Annotated in this window: 15 protein-coding genes; 3 read left to right on the top strand and 12 right to left on the bottom strand. The window is 69.3% G+C overall.

Annotation, left to right across the window (positions count from 1 at the left end):
- Window positions 1-156 precede the first annotated feature (156 nt).
- The gene (locus AB0I12_RS03635; protein ID WP_359924004.1) at window positions 157-1,599 is read left to right on the top strand and encodes an alkaline phosphatase PhoX; all 1,443 of its coding nucleotides are present in this window, start codon (window positions 157-159) and stop codon (window positions 1,597-1,599) included.
- Here AB0I12_RS03635 and AB0I12_RS03630 read toward each other — a convergent pair.
- Window positions 1,568-2,659: a serine hydrolase domain-containing protein gene (locus tag AB0I12_RS03630; protein WP_359924002.1), complete on the bottom strand. Its 1,092-nt coding sequence runs from the start codon at window positions 2,657-2,659 to the stop codon at window positions 1,568-1,570. The two genes, AB0I12_RS03635 and AB0I12_RS03630, sit on opposite strands and share 32 nt — an antisense overlap.
- A gap of 70 nt (window positions 2,660-2,729) precedes the next feature.
- Here AB0I12_RS03630 and AB0I12_RS03625 point away from each other — a divergent pair, with 70 nt between their 5' ends.
- Window positions 2,730-3,308, top strand: coding sequence for a TetR/AcrR family transcriptional regulator (locus AB0I12_RS03625; RefSeq protein ID WP_359924000.1), 579 nt, complete (start codon window positions 2,730-2,732; stop codon window positions 3,306-3,308).
- Here the strand turns inward: AB0I12_RS03625 and AB0I12_RS03620 are convergent.
- The 10 genes from AB0I12_RS03620 to AB0I12_RS03575 are packed head-to-tail and all read right to left on the bottom strand — an operon-like array spanning window position 3,274 to window position 13,274.
- Window positions 3,274-4,392, bottom strand: coding sequence for an MFS transporter (locus tag AB0I12_RS03620; protein WP_359923999.1), 1,119 nt, complete (start codon window positions 4,390-4,392; stop codon window positions 3,274-3,276). The two genes, AB0I12_RS03625 and AB0I12_RS03620, sit on opposite strands and share 35 nt — an antisense overlap.
- A 27-nt stretch (window positions 4,393-4,419) precedes the next feature.
- Window positions 4,420-4,767, bottom strand: coding sequence for a metalloregulator ArsR/SmtB family transcription factor (locus tag AB0I12_RS03615; RefSeq protein WP_359923997.1), 348 nt, complete (start codon window positions 4,765-4,767; stop codon window positions 4,420-4,422).
- Window position 4,768: 1 nt separating this feature from the next.
- Entirely contained in the window at window positions 4,769-6,418 is a 1,650-nt protein-coding gene (gene groL / locus AB0I12_RS03610; RefSeq protein WP_359923995.1) for a chaperonin GroEL, read from the bottom strand.
- 19 nt (window positions 6,419-6,437) lie between these two features.
- A complete protein-coding gene (locus tag AB0I12_RS03605) occupies window positions 6,438-7,463 on the bottom strand; it encodes an NAD(P)-dependent alcohol dehydrogenase (RefSeq protein ID WP_359923993.1) in 1,026 nt (341 codons plus the stop codon).
- Window positions 7,460-8,152: an iron-sulfur cluster assembly protein gene (locus AB0I12_RS03600; protein WP_359923991.1), complete on the bottom strand. Its 693-nt coding sequence runs from the start codon at window positions 8,150-8,152 to the stop codon at window positions 7,460-7,462. Before AB0I12_RS03600 ends, AB0I12_RS03605 begins: the two co-directional genes overlap by 4 nt.
- Window positions 8,149-9,180, bottom strand: a complete 1,032-nt coding sequence (locus tag AB0I12_RS03595) for an amidohydrolase family protein (protein WP_359923988.1) — start codon at window positions 9,178-9,180, stop codon at window positions 8,149-8,151. Before AB0I12_RS03595 ends, AB0I12_RS03600 begins: the two co-directional genes overlap by 4 nt.
- Window positions 9,181-9,190: 10 nt before the next feature.
- Entirely contained in the window at window positions 9,191-9,526 is a 336-nt protein-coding gene (mimD, locus tag AB0I12_RS03590; RefSeq protein WP_359923985.1) for a propane 2-monooxygenase effector subunit MimD, read from the bottom strand.
- Window positions 9,527-9,528: 2 nt separating this feature from the next.
- Window positions 9,529-10,626 (bottom strand): aromatic/alkene monooxygenase hydroxylase subunit beta, encoded by a 1,098-nt coding sequence (locus tag AB0I12_RS03585; protein ID WP_359923982.1) that lies wholly within the window; start codon window positions 10,624-10,626, stop codon window positions 9,529-9,531.
- A 1-nt stretch (window position 10,627) separates the two neighbouring features.
- Complete coding sequence (locus tag AB0I12_RS03580) at window positions 10,628-11,647, bottom strand: 2Fe-2S iron-sulfur cluster-binding protein (RefSeq protein WP_359923979.1); 1,020 nt, start codon at window positions 11,645-11,647, stop codon at window positions 10,628-10,630.
- Window positions 11,648-11,657: 10 nt separating this feature from the next.
- Entirely contained in the window at window positions 11,658-13,274 is a 1,617-nt protein-coding gene (locus tag AB0I12_RS03575) for a hypothetical protein (RefSeq protein WP_359923976.1), read from the bottom strand.
- A 149-nt stretch (window positions 13,275-13,423) separates the two neighbouring features.
- Here AB0I12_RS03575 and AB0I12_RS03570 point away from each other — a divergent pair, with 149 nt between their 5' ends.
- A complete protein-coding gene (locus AB0I12_RS03570; protein WP_359923974.1) occupies window positions 13,424-15,121 on the top strand; it encodes a helix-turn-helix domain-containing protein in 1,698 nt (565 codons plus the stop codon).
- Here AB0I12_RS03570 and AB0I12_RS03565 read toward each other — a convergent pair.
- Entirely contained in the window at window positions 15,114-16,412 is a 1,299-nt protein-coding gene (locus tag AB0I12_RS03565) for a BNR-4 repeat-containing protein (RefSeq protein ID WP_359923971.1), read from the bottom strand. The two genes, AB0I12_RS03570 and AB0I12_RS03565, sit on opposite strands and share 8 nt — an antisense overlap.
- Window positions 16,413-16,483: the final 71 nt, after the last annotated feature.

Here is a 16,483-nt window from a genome sequence, read left to right as displayed (position 1 = left end):
CTCGTCACGCTGCGCATCGCCATCACCTCCCACAGTAGACGTCCGGCCGGCGCGATTCGTTGCAGATCGTTTGTTCAAGTTCTGTTTGCCAGGTGTCAGTCCACGGCGTGAAGGATCTCGACTGCTCGGGAACCGCCTTTCCAAGGAGTCAAACCCATGTCAGTCGATCGTCGTTCCGTCCTCCGGGGCGCCGCCGCCGGTGCCGCCGGGGTCGGGTTCACCACCGTCGGGGCCGTGCCGACGCTCGCGGAGGCCGCGCCGGCTTCGCAGGGCGACCGTTCGCCGTTCCCCCAGCACAAGCCGTTCCCGCCGCTGCTGGACGACCCGAAGGGCATCCTGGCGCTGCCGCCCGGGTTCAAGTACACGATCGTCACCTATGCCGGCCAGACGAAGCTGACCACCGGCCAGCCGACACCGGACCACCACGACGGCACCGCGGTCTTCAGCACCGGGAACAAGTACCAGCTGATCCAGAACCACGAGATCAGCTCGAACGGTCCGCTCGGTGTCCCGCCGATCGAGGGCACCGTGTACGACGCCGGCGTCGGCGCCGCCGGCGGCTGCACCGTCATCACCGTGGGCAGGGACGGCACGAACCTCGGTGAGTGGGTCGGCATCTCCGGCACCCTGACCAACTGCGCCGGCGGCCCGACGCCGTGGGGCACCTGGATGACGTGCGAGGAGACCGAGAACAAGGCCAACGGCACCACCCGGCTGAAGGACCACGGGTACGTCTTCGAGGTCTGGGGCGACGGCAAGACCGCGCACCCGGTGCCGCTGAAGGCGCTCGGCCGGTACGCCCACGAGGCGCTCGCGATCGACGAGGACCGGACCCACATCTACCTGTCCGAGGACGCCTCCGGCCCGAACGGCACCTTCTACCGCTGGTCCGCGCCGCGCGGCTACAAGCTCGGCCCGAACAGCTGGAAGGACCTGCAGAACAAGGACTTCGGCACCCTGGAGGCGCTCGCCATCCTCGGTGACGACGGCAAGCCGATCCCGGACGTCGCGTACCTGACCTCCGCGCAGCTGCTCCGCCCGTTCCGGGTCGCCTGGGTGCCGGTGCCGGACCGTGACGGCGCCACAACCTCGGTGCGCAAGCAGTTCACCGACGGTCAGATCACCCGCGGCAAGAAGTTCGAGGGGGTTTACGGCACCAAGCAGGGCGTGTACGTCGTGAACTCCTACGCCGAGTCCGGCACCGCCGACCTGCCCGCCGACGCGGTCCCGCACGACGGCATGGTCTGGTTCTACAACTACGACGCCGAGACCATCCAGCTGGTCACGTACTTCCCGGACAACGCCGCCGCCGACAAGGGCGCCGAGGCGAAGTACGACGACTACAACTTCGACAGCCCGGACAACGTCACCGTCACGCCGTGGGGCTCGCTGGTGCTCGCCGAGGACGGCAACGCCAGCAGCCACGTGCTGAGTGCGACGCCGGGCGGCCCGACGTACGCCATCGCCCGGAACATGCTGAACGACTCCGAGTTCACCGGCCCGACCTTCTCCGCCGACGGCAAGGTGCTCTTCGTCAACATCCAGACCCCGGGCATCACCCTGGCCATCAGCGGCCCGTGGCGCGACTACCTCGGCTGAGTGATTCGAGAAGGGTGAGCGGGCGGTCGTCCGGGCCGACGCGGACCTCGTTCATCAGGTAGGAGAAGGCGATCTCGCGGTGCGGCCAGGCGCCGTGCCGCGAGCCGCCGGCTCCCGCGTGACCGAACGCGTCGGGCGCGTCGCCCATCCGGCCGTCGCCGGTCTGCAGCTCGAAGCCGGCGCCGTACCTCATCGGGCTGCCCCAATTGGGTTCGAGGCCGCGCCGGAGCTCGCGGCGCCCCAGCTCGACGGTCTCCTGGGTCAGGACGCGGGAGCCGTCGAGGTCGCCGATCAGCGACGCGTAGAACCGGGCCATCCCGCGAGCCGTCGCGTAGCCGCCGACCGCGGCCAGTCCCGCGGAGCGGTACTCGGCGCTGTTCCAGATCTTCTCCGAGCCCGGGATCCACAGCGGATTCGGCCGGTTCAGCTCGGTCCACGGCCCGTCGACGAGGACGCCGTCCGGCGCCACCATCGTCGCGGCGCGCCGGTGCAGGTCCTCGGGCAGCCCGATCCACACCTCGAGGCCGAGCGGCCGCGCGAACTCGTCCGCGAAGAACCGGCCGACGGTCCGCCCGTCCACCCGGCGCACCAGCTCGTCCAGCAACCAGCCCCAGGTGACCGGGTGATAGACGAATCCGGCCCGAGCGTCCGCCGCCGGGGCCTGAGCGGCCAGATAGGCCGCCATCGCGTCGTGGTCGAGCAGATCGGCGTACCCGGCGTCCACCCACGGCAGCCGCGCCTGGTGGGACAGCACGTCGGCGATCGTGATCGACTCCTTGCCCTGGGCACCGAATTCGGGCCAGTAGCGGCTGAGCGGATCGTCCAGCCGGAGCTGTCCGCCCTGCACCAGGAGGAGAACGCACGCGGTCGTGAGCCCCTTGGTCCCGGAGAACATCAAGTGGATCGTGTCGCGATCCCAGGCCCTGCCCGTGCCGGGATCAGCCGTCCCGCCCCAGAGGTCCACCACCAGTTCGCCCCGGTGGTACGCCGCGAACGCCGCACCCACCTCGCCGCGCTCGGTGAAGTTCCGCGCGAACGCCTCAGCTACTTGTTCCCACATGACGAACGATAGTACCGATCGTTCTTATCTTGGTCCAGCTCGGTAGGGTGGCGGTGGAGGTGGTGGCACGATGCCGGTGAAGGCTGGGGAACGGCTTGATCCCGAGGCGACCCGCGCGCGGATCCTGAAGGCGGCCGCGGAGGTGTTCGGCCGGCGCGGGATCCACGCGGCCGGGATGAACGAGATCGTCGAGGCGGCCGGCGCGTCCAAGCTGACGATCTACAAGAACTTCGGCTCCAAGGAAGGGCTGGTCGAGGCCGTCCTCACCGACCGTACGCAGCGGGTCCGCGCCTGGCACAACGCGGCGGTCGACGCGGCGCCGGCCGGTCGTGACAAGATCCTGGCGGTCTTCGAGCTGATCGCGACCTGGTACGCCGAACCCGGGTTCCGCGGGTGCGCGATGATGAACGCGGCGACGGAGGATCGCGGGCAGGACGGGGCGCCGCGACGGCTCGCGCAGGACCATCTCAGGTTCTACCGGCAGCTGTTCGAACGTCTGCTGACCGGCGCGCGCAACCCCGAGGTGACCGCGCGGCAGCTGGTCGTCGTCCTGGAAGGTGCGACGCTGATCAGCGCGGTCGACCAGGACCCCGGGCTGGGCACCGAGGCGCGCGTCATCGTCGAGACCCTGCTGGACGCGGCATCCTGAGCAGTACGGCGACGCACGCGAGTCCCGCACCGGCGGCCACCAGGAAGGCCGCGCGGAACCCGGCCCGCTCGCCGACGAGCCCGCCGAGCGGACCCGCGACCATCACCCCGAGATCCCAGAACGACGTCATCACCCCCATCGACACGCCGGGCCGCAGTCCACGCACACGATCCAACGTCATCGACACACAGGCCGGATAGATCAACGCCAACCCGACCCCGGCCGCCGCGATGAACACCAGCGCGCCGACAGGTCCGCTCGCCGACGCGATCCCGGCCAGCGCCACGACTTCCACCGAGATCGTCGAGACGGCCACGACGCGCCCGCCGTACCGGTCGACGAGCGGACTGCCGGCGAACCGGACGACCAGGAACGCCGCCGCGAACACCGCCAGCGCGACGCCGTCGACTTCGATGTGATCGGCTCGCAACCGCAGCACGAGCAGCGCAGCCACCGTCCCGTAGCAGTAGGCGGCCAGCCCGATCGTCACCCCCGGCAACGGAACTCCGGGCGGCACCAAACCCCGGAGCCGCACCAACGGCTCGCGCAGCCCTGGGTCCCGGCGAGTTGTCAGCACAAGCCCCACGGCCACGAGCGACAACGCCACAACCACCCACCAGACCGCACCACCCGCTGCAGATCCGACGAGCGGACCGGCGGCCAGGCCGCCCCACATCGACAACCCGAACCAACCTGCCAACCGGCCGCGCTGCGCCGGTCGCACACCGGACAACACCCATGGCAACGCGGCCGAGAACAGCGCCGCCTCCCCCGCCCCCATCACCAGCCGCGCGACCAGCAGGACCCCCAGCCCGGGCGCCCACAGTTGCCCCAGGCCACCAATCGCCGCGAGCACTCCCCCGGCAAGCACGACCGGCCGCGACCACCCCGCATCAGCCAGCCGGCCCGCGAACGGCCGCCCGCACGCCGTGGCGAGAAACGCGATCCCGATCGCGGTCCCACTGGCCAGCGCGCCGCCGCCGTACCTGTCCGGCACGTACGACGGCAACGCCTGCAGCGCCGCCCCGAACGCGAGATACCCGCACAGCACCGCCACCCACAACCGCCGGACCGGAACCGTCATGGGCTAGATGGTACCGCTCGTTACTATCTAGGCGAACCCGCCGTCCGGGGCGATGTGGTCGAAGATCTGGTCGACCAGCGCGACGACGTGCGGATCGTCGACGGTGTAGATGTGCCGCCGCCCCACCCGGCGGACCGTGATCAGGCCGGCGATCCGGAGCTTGCCGAGATGCTGGCTCGCGGTCGCGACGCTCACGCCGGCACGCTCCGCCAGCGTGCCCACGTCGTACTCGCCGTTCGCCGCGAACCACACCAGATGCAGCCGCACGGGCGGCGACAGCAGCCCGAAGGTCCGAGCCGCGGCGGCCAGCTGCCGGCGGGTCGGGGCGATCCGCCCGGACCTGACCGCGGCCGCCGCGGGCTCGGACCCGTTCATCTCAGTAGATGTTCGAGGGCCGGACCATGCCCTCGGCCAGGTCGCCGAAGCCCGGGGCCAGGATCGCGCCGGGGTTGCCGAGGACCTCCTCGACCACCGCGGTCTCGGTCGTGATCAGCAGCGCCGCGATCGACGCCGCGCTCTCCAGGGCCGCGCGGGTCACCTTCAGCGGGTCCATCACGCCTTCGTCGAACATGTCGTCGTAGTGCCCGGTCAGCGCGTTGAACCCGTGGCCGAGCGGCAGGCTCGCCACCTTCGCGACGACCTCGTCGCCGTCGTACCCAGCGTTGATCGCGATCCACCGCAGCGGCTCGGGCAGCGCGCGCCGGACGACCTCGCGGCCGATCGCGTCGTCGCCGGTGAGCTCGACGCGCGACACCGCCTCCTGCGCCTGGACGAGCGCCGTACCGCCGCCGGCCACCACGCCCTCCTCGACCGCCGCGCGGGTGGCGGCCAGCGAGTCCTCGACCCGCAGCATCCGCTCCTTGAGCTCGACGCTCGTCGCGCCGCCGACCCGGATCACGGCCACCCGCCCGGACAGCCGCGCCATCCGGAGCTGCAGGCTGTCCCGGTCGGCGTCGATCCGGGCCCGCTCGAACTGGGTCTCGAGCTGCCGCAGCCGTGCCTCGACGAGCGCCGGGTCACCGTGCCCGCCGACGATCGTCGTACTGGCCTCGCTGATCGTGATCCGGTCACAGGTGCCGAGGTGCTCCAACGCCACCTCGGCGAGCTCGAGCCCGGTGTCCTGCGCGATCACGTGCCCGCCGAGCGCCACCGCGAGGTCTTCCAGCTCGGCGATCCGCCGGTGCCCGAAGCCGGGGGCCCGGACCACGACCGACTGCATCGTGCCGTGCATGTTCCCGCCGACCAGGAACTGCAGCGCCGGCCCGGTGACGTCCTCGGCGAGCACGACCAGCGGCCGGTCCGCGCGCTTGGCCACCTCGACCGTCGGCATGATGTCCTGCACCTGGCTGATCTTGCGGTTGGTGAGCAGGACCAGCGGGCGCTCGTGGACGGCCTCCATCCGCTCCTTGTCGGTGACCATGTACGCCGAGGTGTAGCCGTGGTCGAACTCGATCCCGTCGACCACTTCGACCGACATCCCGAGCTCGTCGGACTCCTCCGTGGTGACGACGCCGTTGCGCCCGACCCGCTCGACCGCCGCCGCGATCACCTCGCCGATCGACTCGTCGTCACCGGCGGCCATGGTCGCGATGTGCCGCAGGTCCTGCCCGCCGCCGACCTCGGCCGCCCAGGACCGCAGCGTCGCCACCACGACCGGTACGGTCTGCTCGATGCCGCGGCGGACCCGCATCGGGTTGGCGCCGGCGTCGACGGCCCGCAGGCCCTCGCGGACCATGGCCTGGGCGAGCACCGTCGCGGTCGTCGTCCCGTCGCCGACCACGCCGTTGGTCTTCATCGCGACTTCCTTCACCAGCTGGGCGCCCATGTTCGCGAACGGTTCGCGCAGCTGGATCTCCCGGGCGATCGTCACCCCGTCGTTGGTGATCGTCGGCGGCCCGGTCAGCTTCTCCAGGACGGCGTTGCGTCCCTTCGGTCCCAGCGTCACCTTCACCGCGTCGGCCAGGGTGTTCACCCCGGCCTCGAGCAGCCGTCGTGCTTCTTCGTCGAACCGCAGTTCCTTGGCCATGGTCGGGCCGCCCTTCGGGTTATGGGATGAGAATCGCCCGGCCGCGGACCAGTCCGCGGTCGAGGTCGTCGATCGCCTGCTGGAAGTCGGTGAGCGGGTACTTGCTGGTGTGCAGGGTGACCTTGCCCTGCGCGGCGAGAACCATCAGCTCCTGCAGATCGGTGTAGGAGCCGACCAGGTTCCCGACGAAGTTGATCTCGGTCGAGATGACGTCGATCGTCGGTACGACGAGGTCCTCGCCGTAGCCGACGACGTAGTAGTTGCCGGCCCGGCGCAGCATCGCCACGCCTTCCGCGGTCGCCCCGCCCTCGCCGACGAAGTCCACCACCGCCTCGGCGCCGCGGCCGCCGGTGAGCTCCAGGACCTGCCGCACCTGGGTGCCGTCGGCAACGATCCCGTGGTCGGCGCCGATCGAGACCGCGAGCTCGACCGCGGCGGGATTGCGGTCGACGACGACCAGCGTCGCCGCCGAGATCGCCTTCAGCACCTGGATCCCGATGTGCCCGAGCCCGCCGGCGCCGATCAGCACGCACACGTCGCCCGGGTGCAGCGCCCGCGCGGCCTTGCGCACCGCGTGGTACGCCGTCAGCCCCGCGTCCGCGAGCGCCGCGACGTCGGCCGGTTCGAGACTGTCGTCGATCCGCACCACACTGCGGGCGGTCGTCTTCAGGTACTCGGCGTACCCGCCGTCGGTGTCGATCCCCGGGAACCGGCTGTTCTCGCAGTGCACGTCGTCGCCGAACCGGCACGCACGGCACAGCCCGCAGGTGACCAGCGGATGCAGGATCACCTTGTCGCCGGGCCTCACGTTCGTGACCGCGTCGCCGGTCGCGTGCACCCAGCCGGCGTTCTCGTGCCCGATCGTGTAGGGCAGCACCACGCCGGACTTCTCGGCCCACTGTCCTTCGAGGATGTGCAGGTCGGTCCGGCACACCCCGGCTCCGCCGATCCGCACGATCACGTCGAGCGGCCCCTCGACCTTCGGCTCCGGTACGTCGTCCAGTTGCAGACCTGTGTGATAGCCGACCACCCGGACCGCTCTCATGCCGTGCTCCCGTATCTCGTAGCCAACAGTCCACGACAGAAGTGCGCGTTGCCCTCCATCGAGATCCGCACCGACTTCGCGAACCGCAGCCGGAGCGGGACGTCCTCGGGAGCCAGCGACTGCCCGTCCTCGGACACCACCAGCGGATCCGCAGGCCGTACGCCGAGCCCGACCGCGACCCGGCGGCGCAGCAACGCCTCCTTGTGCGGCCCTGCGGGGACGTCGGCGAGCGTGACCCGGTGGAGATCGTCCACGGTCACGTCGGTGGTCCGCAGGAGTTGCTCGGCGCACCGTTCCATCGCCGCGGTGTGCGCCTTGCGGTGGAAGATCTCCCGCAGTTCGTCGAGGCTTTCCTCGGCCTCGATGCCGAACGTTCCGACGTACCCGGCGTCCGCGGCCAGGCCGGCGTTGATCTTGTCCGAGTCGTGGTGGTCGTCCAGCTCCACCACGACACCGCGCAGACCGTCCACCCGGCGCAGGGCGTCGGCCGCGTCGGATGCCATCAGGTAAGCGAAGTTCGGCGAGCAGAACGACGTCGGCAACCGCAGGTGCACGGTCACTCGTGCGTCCTCGATCCGGACCGAGCGGACGAAGCCGAGCTGCGTGATCGGCTCGTCCAGCTCCGGATCCATCACCTCCGACAGGGCCCCCAGAACCCTGTCGGACAGCGATGTGGCGACCGCGATCATGGCCGCGCGCCCGCGGCCACCTCGACGGAGGCGTCGCCGGCCTCGGTCGGCAGCCGCAACTCGGCCGGTACGTCGAGGTCGTACATCGCCGCGGCGTTCAGGCCGAGGATCTTCTTCTTCTGCGCCGTGGTGATCGGCGCATACTCGGTCAGCTCCTCGGGGATCTGGAAGTCGACGAACTTCTCGACCAGCCACTTCGGCGTCCACAGGGCGTAGTCGCTGGAGAAGAAGATCTTGTCCTCGCCAAGCCAGTAGAGCAGCTCCCCGATGATCTGGGCGAAGTACTTCGGCCGGGTGTGGATGAACGGCATCGCGACCGCGAGACCGCCGTACACGTTGGACTCCTGGGTGGCGATCCAGCAGAAGTCCTCCAGCCGCGGCAGGCCGACGTGCTCGACGACGAAGTTCAGGTCGAGGTAGTCGGTCGCGACCTTGTCGATGTCCGCGACGTCGAACGCGTCCCGGTCCAGCGGGCGGATCGTGGGGCCCTTGTGGATGTGGATGTTGTGGATCCCGAGCTCGAGACACTCCTCGAGGTACCGCCGCGACCACGGGTCGTCGAGCTTGTAGCCGCGCGAGTCGCCGTGCCACTCGGCGGTGTAGAGCTTGACGCCCTTCAGGTTCATCCGCTCCGCGTCCCGGCGGAGTTGCTCCAGGCCCGCTTCCCCGTTGCGCGGATCGTAGGCGTGGTTGTACGTCAGCTTGTCCGGATGCTCCTGCGCCAGCCCGAAGGCCTCCTCGGTCTGCCCGAACCCGTTCGTGTAGAACTCACCGAGGATCGCCGGCTGGAAGATCGCGTGGTCGACGTAGCCGTCGTCGAACAGGTCCTTCATCAGCCGCTGGCCGCCGTAGTACGTGTAGGTGTCGTAGTCCCACAGAACCTCCTCCGGGCTGAGGTTCTTGTGGTAGTCGTAGAAGCAGTCGATGAACTGCTTGCCGTGGATGTTCTTGTGGTTCGACGCCCGCCCGTCCCACAGGGCGATGTGCGCGTCGACCACGAAGTACTTCTCGCCGTCCTTGTCGTACATGCGTGCCCTCCTAGTGGACGGTGAGGTCGAAGCCGATGTACTCCGCGGCGTCCTCCGGGCTCGCGAACAGCAGCGTCCGCTCGTCGAGGTGGACCATCCGCCCGTAGTGCGTCGAGCTGATCTCCTCGAACACCGACCCGTCGAACTCCGACCCGAGCGCGTCGGTCAGCTCGGCGTAGTCGAAGTCCAGGACGCCGGTGCCGTCGACGCGGATCATCGACGGGTACTCGGTCAGCTCGACGCCGTCCTTGGTGCCCATCACCCGGGCCACGACCCGGCCGATCGGCGTGTTCATCAGCGTCACACCGCACTTGTTGGAGAACTCGGTGTCAGATCCGAACTGCATGCTCACTGGTCCAGCTCCTTCGGAACGTCGAGCCCGAGGTCCTCGAGCAGGGAACGGAACTTCTGCTTGGCCGCGTCCAGGCTGACCGCGAACGTGACCGACTTGTCGGCCGGCTGCGACCAGATCGGCTGCAGCGCGTGCGCGGCGTCGAGGCAGCGCGGCACCCAGGTCGCGAGCCATTCGCCGAACAGTGCCTTGTTGGCCTCGCCGTACTCGGCGTCGCGGGTCAGCAGCCGGAACAGGCCGCGGGTGTAGCCGAGGTCGCGGTCGTAGTCGTGCTCGCCGGTGCCGACGATGGTCGGCGTGATGTAGTCGCCGTTGCGGGCGGCGATCTGCATCACCAGCTCGGTCCGGAACAGTGAGCCGACCAGCTGCTCGAACACGATGTTGGTGGCGAACAGCAGCTGGCACCAGTCACCGACGGCGGTCAGCCGCTCGACCACCTCGCGGGTCGGCTGCCACTCCGGCGCCGACTTCCAGACCTCCTTGTGCGCGGACCCGTCGAACGGTACGTCGGCCTCGGCGAGGTCGAGGTTGAACAGCGCGAGGTCCTGCGCGAACCGCATCTTGTGCGCCGCGTTGACCGCGACCGCGGTGTTGATCATGTTCGTCGGACCGGACCGCTGGATGCTGGTGAAGACGTGCAGCGCGAGCCCGTTCTCGGCGTGCATCCAGGCGCCCAGGTTGCGCTCGATGAACTTCAGCCAGGCCGGATTCCAGCTGTCGTACGCCCTGGCCCGCTTGGCGTTCTGCAGGCACAGGTCGACTTGCCGGACGACCGCGGAGTTGTTCCGGTAGATGGTCTGGTTCCACTCCTCGTTCGGGTCGAGGAAGGCGTGCCAGTTCGACGACTTCGCGGCCGTCCACTCCTTCGGGTAGCCGCCGGGGCCGTCGCCGAAGCCGTAGATCCAGCCCTGCGTCAGGTGCCGGTCGGGGTCCGGCTGGACGTCGACGGTGACGTCCTCGTACATCGTCGCGCGCAGCTTGGCCGGCTTGTAGTAGTTGTAGCTGCGGCTGGTCGAGCTGGGGAACTCCAGCGCGCCGGCCTCGGAGTCGGTGAACTCGATCCTGGGGAAACTGCGGGGCTTGGTCTGTGTCATCTCAGACTCCATCGGTAGCTGGGCTGGTGAACTTGTCGTAGAAGACCTGGTCCTTCGGGACGGCGTGGTTGTCGAGCAGGGCGAGCGCGGCGTCGACCATCGGCGGCGGACCGCACAGGTACGCCTCGCACCTGCTCAGCTGCGGCTCCCGGCGCTCGACGACGTCGGTGACGTTGCCGACCTCGTACTCGCCCTCGGGCGACTCGGACAGGCAGGGCACGAACTCGAAATCGGTCAGCGTCGCCCCGAGGTCGCGGATCGCGTCCAGGTAGAAGAGGTCGGCCGCCGTCCGGGCGCCGTAGTAGAACCGGACCGGCCGGGTGCTGCCGGTCTCGCCGAGGTGCCGCAGGATGGACAGGATCGGCGCCATCCCGGCACCGCCGGCGATACAGACGACCGGCAGCACGTGGCCGTCCTTCAGCGTCGACGAGCCGTACGGCCCGGTCATCGACAACTCGTCGCCGGCCGCGAGGCCGTCGTCGAGCAGCCCGGAGAACCGGCCGCCGGGGTACTTCTTGATCAGGAACTCGATCTCACCCGCCGGGGTCGTTGCCATCGAGAACGACCGATGCTCGTCGGTGCCGGGGATGGTGAGGTCGACGTACTGCCCGGGCTTGAAGTCGAACTCCTCGGCGGGCTTCAGCCGCAGCGACACGATGTCCCGGGTGACCGGCTCGATCGCCGTGACCATACTCGTCACGGTGCGGATCGGAATGCCGCCGAGCAACTCGTCCTCGTCGAAGTTCAGCAGCTCGATCGTGCAGTCGCTGAACGCATGTGACTTGCAGAGCAGCACGTAGCCTTCCGCGACTTCGGCGTCGTTGCAGGCGAACGTCGAGTAGCGCTCCATCTGGATGTCGCCCTCGAGCAGGTACGACTTGCACGCCGAGCACTGTCCCTCGCGGCAGCCGTGCATCAGGTGGATGCCCTGCCGGAATGCGGCGTCGAGGATCTTCTCGTCCTCGTCGACCTCCATCTCGATGCCGACCGGTTCGAACTGGATACGATGTTTGTCGGCCACCCGGACCACCTCAGCCCGCGCGGTACGCCGCGACGTGCGCCTCGCGGTCGGCGTCGGACATCTCGTTCAGCAGCACGTTCGGGCTGTTGAAGGTGTTGCCGCGGACGTCGTCGAGGGTCCACATCTTCTGCGGGTCCAGGTCGAGGTGCGGCTGCCCGATCAGGGTCTTGCCGTCGTCACGGACGTACCCGAGGTCGGAGACGATGTCGGCCAGGTCCTTGCCGTGGTGCAGGGTCTCCCACTCGCGGAACCCGGTCAGCCGGCCCATGTTCGGCGTCGGCCGGCCGTCGTACTCGCCGCGGAACGCGACCGCGTCGGTCCAGTAGCAGGTCTCCGAGCAGTACGTCCGCCACTGGTCGTCGACCTTCTCGACCACCATGTCCTCGCGGATCAGCGCCGGCACCATGCAGGTCCAGCAGCGGTGCGGGTACTGGTAGCCGACGTCCTCGAAGGCGATCGGCTTGTTCCGGCCCGGGTAGGCCAGCCGGTTGTAGTTCTCCCACCACTTGCCGTACTTCGAGTACCAGCCGGGGTACTTGTCCTCGAACCACGCGAAGTCCGTGTCCGTCATCGTGTCGATCCGCCAGTAGTTCACCGGCCAGCCGGTGGCGAAGAACCGGGCCACCTCGTGCACGTAGCCCTTGTTGGTGATCCGGTTCCACGCCTCCTCGACCAGGTCGTGCGGAATCGTGAGGCCGTACTTCTCCAGCGGCAGCAGGTAGCTGCGGTAGTAGTCGTCGTAGATCCAGCGGCGCCACATCTCCGCATAGCTCTCACGATCCTTGCGCCGGTCCTTCGTGCCGTACTCGATGAACGTGCCGATGGCCGCGTCCACGACACAGTGGTTGTTCCACCACGCGTAGCGCAGGTCGCGCTCGAGCAGCGGGCGGTTGCGTTCGTCGGCGAGCGCCATCAGCAGGATCGAGTACCCGTTGCTGATGTGCCGCGACTCGTCGGACTGCACCGAGTGGAACACCGTCGGCAGCAGGTAGTCGCCGTTCGCGGCCGCCTCGTCGGGCATCGCGACGAACAGCGTGTTGGTGAACGCGGTCTCGGCGACCACGGTCAGGTAGATGTTCGCGGCGGTGATCGCGTCACCGGTGATGAATCCCTCGCCGAACTGCCGGCCGATGGTGCCCGCGTAGTTGTTCGCGAACGCCTTCTCGGTCATGTCGAAACCGGCCGGGTCGATGTAGTTGTTCATGTAGAGCCGCTTGAGGTTCATCTGGATCGTCGAGTGCCGGACCTCGTCGATCATCTGGACCGCGAGCCCGTTGTGGATCTCCGGGTTCGGTACGGCGTCGATCGCCATCGGCATCGCCCGCGCCGCCGAGATCTCCGGGAACGGGATGATGCTCAGGAACAGCTTCTGCCACTCCAGCCAGCGCTGCTGGACCTGGCGGAACATGTTGCCGCGGATGGCGCCGTCCATGGCGCCGTACACGCGGTTGTCCTTCTCCTCCTCCATCGGGAAGTACGACCGCATGATCTGCTTCAGCGGGTCCTTCTTCGGCGCCTTCTCGAACGTGTAGTCGGTGCCGAACCGGGTCGCCGGGGTCGCGAAGGTCGGCTCCCACGAGAGCTCGGTGATCTTCGCGTGGGCCTTGGTGAGACTCTGCCTGCTCATGTGCCTGCCTCCAGGGGTCGGGCTGTTGGCTGGAATGAAAGCGGGCGGGCGCAGGCGCTGCTGTCTCAATGTGAGATACCGGTCACACGGTTGCGGAACTACCTTGAGGGGTGTTCGCTGGCCTGACCCGTCGATGCAGGAGGTGGGAGATGCCGTCCAGCCGATCGGTCCGCGACTCGATCCTGTTGTCCTGGCAGCGCTCCGAGGCGTCGCTGGTCGACGCCGACCAGCCCTCACCGGCGTACTTCGCGGGGATCGACGTGGACACCACGCTCACCCGGGCCGCCCGGCCGGTCATCGACGCGCTGGCCTCGGAGCTCACCAACGAGCCGGTCTGCATCATCCTCACCGATGCCAAGGGCATCGTCCTGGACCGTCGCGGCGGCGATCCGGGGCTGATCCGCAAGCTCGACTCGGTCGACCTGTGCCCCGGTTTCACCTACGCCGAGTCCGAGGTCGGCACCAACGGGATCGGCACCGCCCTCGAGGTCGGCGGCCCGATCCTGGTGCTCGGTCCCGACCATTACAGCGGTGTACTGCGGCGTTTCGCCTGCGCCGGCGCACCGATCACGCACCCGGTGACCGGCGGCCAGCTCGGCGTCCTCGACATCACCACCCAGGCCCAGAACTCGAACGCGGTCCTGCTGTCGTTCGCGAAACTCGCCGCCCGGCGGATCCAGGAGCGCATCGTCGAAGAGGCGAACGCGCTCGACCAGGCCCTGCTGAGCGACTACTACGCGGCCTGCCGGCACAGCGGCGGATCGGTCATCGCGCTCGGCGACGAGGTCTTCATGATCAACGCGCACGCCCAGGCGCACTTCGACTCCACCGACCAGGCCGCGCTCATCGACCGCACCCGGGACGCCCGCGGCGGGACCAGGCCGCGCACGTACCTCGCCGACCTGCCGAGCGGGATCACCGCGCGGCTCGCCTACCAGCCGACGTTCCTCGGCCACCGGCTGGCCGGCGGAATCGTCCAGGTCCGCGAGCAACGGGCCGGGCTCCGGAACGCCGGCGGTCCGGCCCGGGTGCCGTCGCTGCCCGGCGTGGTCGGCAGCAGCGCCCTGTGGCGGCGCACCACCCAGGAGGTCCTGGAGTCCGCGAGCCGGGCGGAGTGGATCGTCGCCGAAGGTGAGCCGGGCACCGGCAAGCTGACCCTGCTGCGGGCGGTGCACAACTACTCCAGGTCCGGCCACCGGCTGGCGATCGTCGACGCGGACGATCCCGCACTCGTCACCGCCGTCGCGAGCGAACTCGAGTCGGGCTCGGACCTGGTACTGCGGCACGCGCACCTGCTGTCCACCGACGCCATCCACGCCCTGGTCGACGTCCTGCAGGGCGTCCGCGACAGCCTCGCGGAGGATCCGTGGATCGCGCTGACCGTCGCCACCGGTCAGTCCGGTGCGCAGGACGAGCTCGACACCCAGCTACTGCGGTTCTTCCCGCGGACGGTCGCCGTACCGCCGTTGCGGCATCACCTCGACGACGTACAGGCGCTCGTACCGCACCTGCTCGCGCGCACCGGGGTCGCCGGGGTGACGCTCTCCCCGGCCGCGATCAGCCAGTTGATGCGGCTGCCGTGGCCGGGCAACGTGACCCATCTGCGGACGGTCCTCGCCGAGGTGGCACGGCGCCGCCGGTCCGGTGTCGTGGAGCTCGACGGCCTGCCTGCCGAGTGCCGCGCGACGACGCGCCGGCATCTGACCCGGATCGAAGCGCTCGAACGGGACGCGATCGTCGACGCGCTCGCCGCCCACCAGGGCGACAAGGCGGCCGCCGCGACCGCGCTCGGCATGTCGCGGGCGACCATCTACCGCAAGATCCGCGACTACGCGATCGTCACCTGAGGCGGTCGAGCAGGACGACCTCGCAGTCGTAGTGCTGCGACGCGGTCATGTGGCCGCGGAACCAGAGCAGGGGGACACGGCCGGGGTCGCCGGGGGCGACGATCGGGCGGAGATTGTCGCCGGTCGAGTTCTCGGTCACCGGCGTCCAGGTCCAGGTGGCCCCGGCATCGGTGGTCCGGCCGTGGAAGATCTCGTGGTGCTTCAGCGCGCTGCCGTCGCGCGGGTCGATCGGCGTCGAGGCGTAGAGCGAGTCCAGGTCGTACGGGTCGATCGCGACCAGGCCTGTGTAGTCGTTCTCGTGCACGAGCAGGCCGTGGCCGGCCTTCGCCAGCTGGCGGACCTGCCAGGTGCCTTCGGTGAGGCGCGCGTAGAAGAAGCGGTGGTCCGGTACCGGGTGCTCCCGGGCGAACGCCTCCTCCGGCTTCTCCGGCGTGTCGTGACGGGCCAGCAGGATCGCCGCGACCTCGTCGCCGCCACGGCGGATGTCGACCGTCCAGCAGTGCGTCATCGGCTCGCTGTCCCAGACCGAGTCCGCGGCGAGGAGCGTGGTCAGCTCCACCTGTGACGGCGCGTCGGCGTCGAGCGCGTGCGGATCCACGACGGTCCCGTCCGCCCGGTGCAGCGCGCCGGCTTCCAGGTAGCCGTGGTAGATCGAGTTGTTGTAGTCGCGCGGGTGGTGATCCGTCGTGATCAGGTCGATGCGGGCCGGCTCTGAAGAACTGGAGACGTACCGGGTGTAGCCGTTGACGTAGCCGACCTTGGGGCGGGTGAAGAGCTTCCCGGCGTACGCCCAGGTGTCGCCCTCGTCGTCGGACACCAGCGCACACGGGTCGTCGTTGACGGCTCGCGCGAAGCAGTAGAGGCGGCCGTCGAGCTCGTGCAGGTTCGAGTACGTGACGCCGCGGCCGCCGGTGAACTCGCTCCAGTCGAAGGTCTGCTCCGGGCCCCACGTGCGCGGGTCACCCGGCTCGCTGATCCGCCACCGGGTCAGGTCGTCGGTCTTGTGCTTGGTGTACACGGCCAGCCAGCGCCCGTCGCGGCGCCGCCACAACGCCGGTACGTCGTGGTCGTCGGCCTCGAACCGCTCGTGCAGGACGACGACGTCGGTGGCGCCGGACCGCAGGTCCACCACGGTCAGCTCGACGTTGCCCGCCCGGCCGTCGCCGCCGGGGCCCTCCGGCGCCGCGATCGATCCGGCCACCAGCACGCCGGCGTCCGGATCCACCACCGCCCGCTCGTCCTGGAACCAGCACCAAGCACCGTTGTCGTTGATCACCCGAGCCGCATCCATGGGCACCCAGTGTCGCAGAGATCCCGTCTCATCGGTAAGCGCTTGCCAGCATCTGGTCAGTGCCACCTGCG

It is taken from the genome of Kribbella sp. NPDC050459, assembly GCF_040655315.1.
Taxonomy (GTDB): Bacteria; Actinomycetota; Actinomycetes; order Propionibacteriales; family Kribbellaceae; genus Kribbella.
The sequence above is the reverse complement of the archived record's forward strand: the minus strand, read 5'-3'. Positions and strand labels throughout refer to the sequence as shown.

Bases quoted from the DNA above. Each gene is read 5' to 3' on its own strand.
- AB0I12_RS03625 (WP_359924000.1), top strand. From the start codon at position 2,730: ATGCCGGTGAAGGCTGGGGAACGGCTTGATCCCGAGGCGACCCGCGCG.
- mimD (WP_359923985.1), bottom strand. From the start codon at position 9,526: ATGCAGTTCGGATCTGACACCGAGTTCTCCAACAAGTGCGGTGTGACG.
- AB0I12_RS03605 (WP_359923993.1), bottom strand. From the start codon at position 7,463: ATGAGAGCGGTCCGGGTGGTCGGCTATCACACAGGTCTGCAACTGGAC.
- AB0I12_RS03565 (WP_359923971.1), bottom strand. From the start codon at position 16,412: ATGGATGCGGCTCGGGTGATCAACGACAACGGTGCTTGGTGCTGGTTC.
- AB0I12_RS03620 (WP_359923999.1), bottom strand. From the start codon at position 4,392: ATGACGGTTCCGGTCCGGCGGTTGTGGGTGGCGGTGCTGTGCGGGTAT.
- AB0I12_RS03630 (WP_359924002.1), bottom strand. From the start codon at position 2,659: ATGTGGGAACAAGTAGCTGAGGCGTTCGCGCGGAACTTCACCGAGCGC.
- groL (WP_359923995.1), bottom strand. From the start codon at position 6,418: ATGGCCAAGGAACTGCGGTTCGACGAAGAAGCACGACGGCTGCTCGAG.
- AB0I12_RS03570 (WP_359923974.1), top strand. From the start codon at position 13,424: ATGCCGTCCAGCCGATCGGTCCGCGACTCGATCCTGTTGTCCTGGCAG.
- AB0I12_RS03615 (WP_359923997.1), bottom strand. From the start codon at position 4,767: ATGAACGGGTCCGAGCCCGCGGCGGCCGCGGTCAGGTCCGGGCGGATC.
- AB0I12_RS03635 (WP_359924004.1), top strand. From the start codon at position 157: ATGTCAGTCGATCGTCGTTCCGTCCTCCGGGGCGCCGCCGCCGGTGCC.
- AB0I12_RS03575 (WP_359923976.1), bottom strand. From the start codon at position 13,274: ATGAGCAGGCAGAGTCTCACCAAGGCCCACGCGAAGATCACCGAGCTC.
- AB0I12_RS03595 (WP_359923988.1), bottom strand. From the start codon at position 9,180: ATGTACGACAAGGACGGCGAGAAGTACTTCGTGGTCGACGCGCACATC.
- AB0I12_RS03600 (WP_359923991.1), bottom strand. From the start codon at position 8,152: ATGATCGCGGTCGCCACATCGCTGTCCGACAGGGTTCTGGGGGCCCTG.
- AB0I12_RS03585 (WP_359923982.1), bottom strand. From the start codon at position 10,626: ATGACACAGACCAAGCCCCGCAGTTTCCCCAGGATCGAGTTCACCGAC.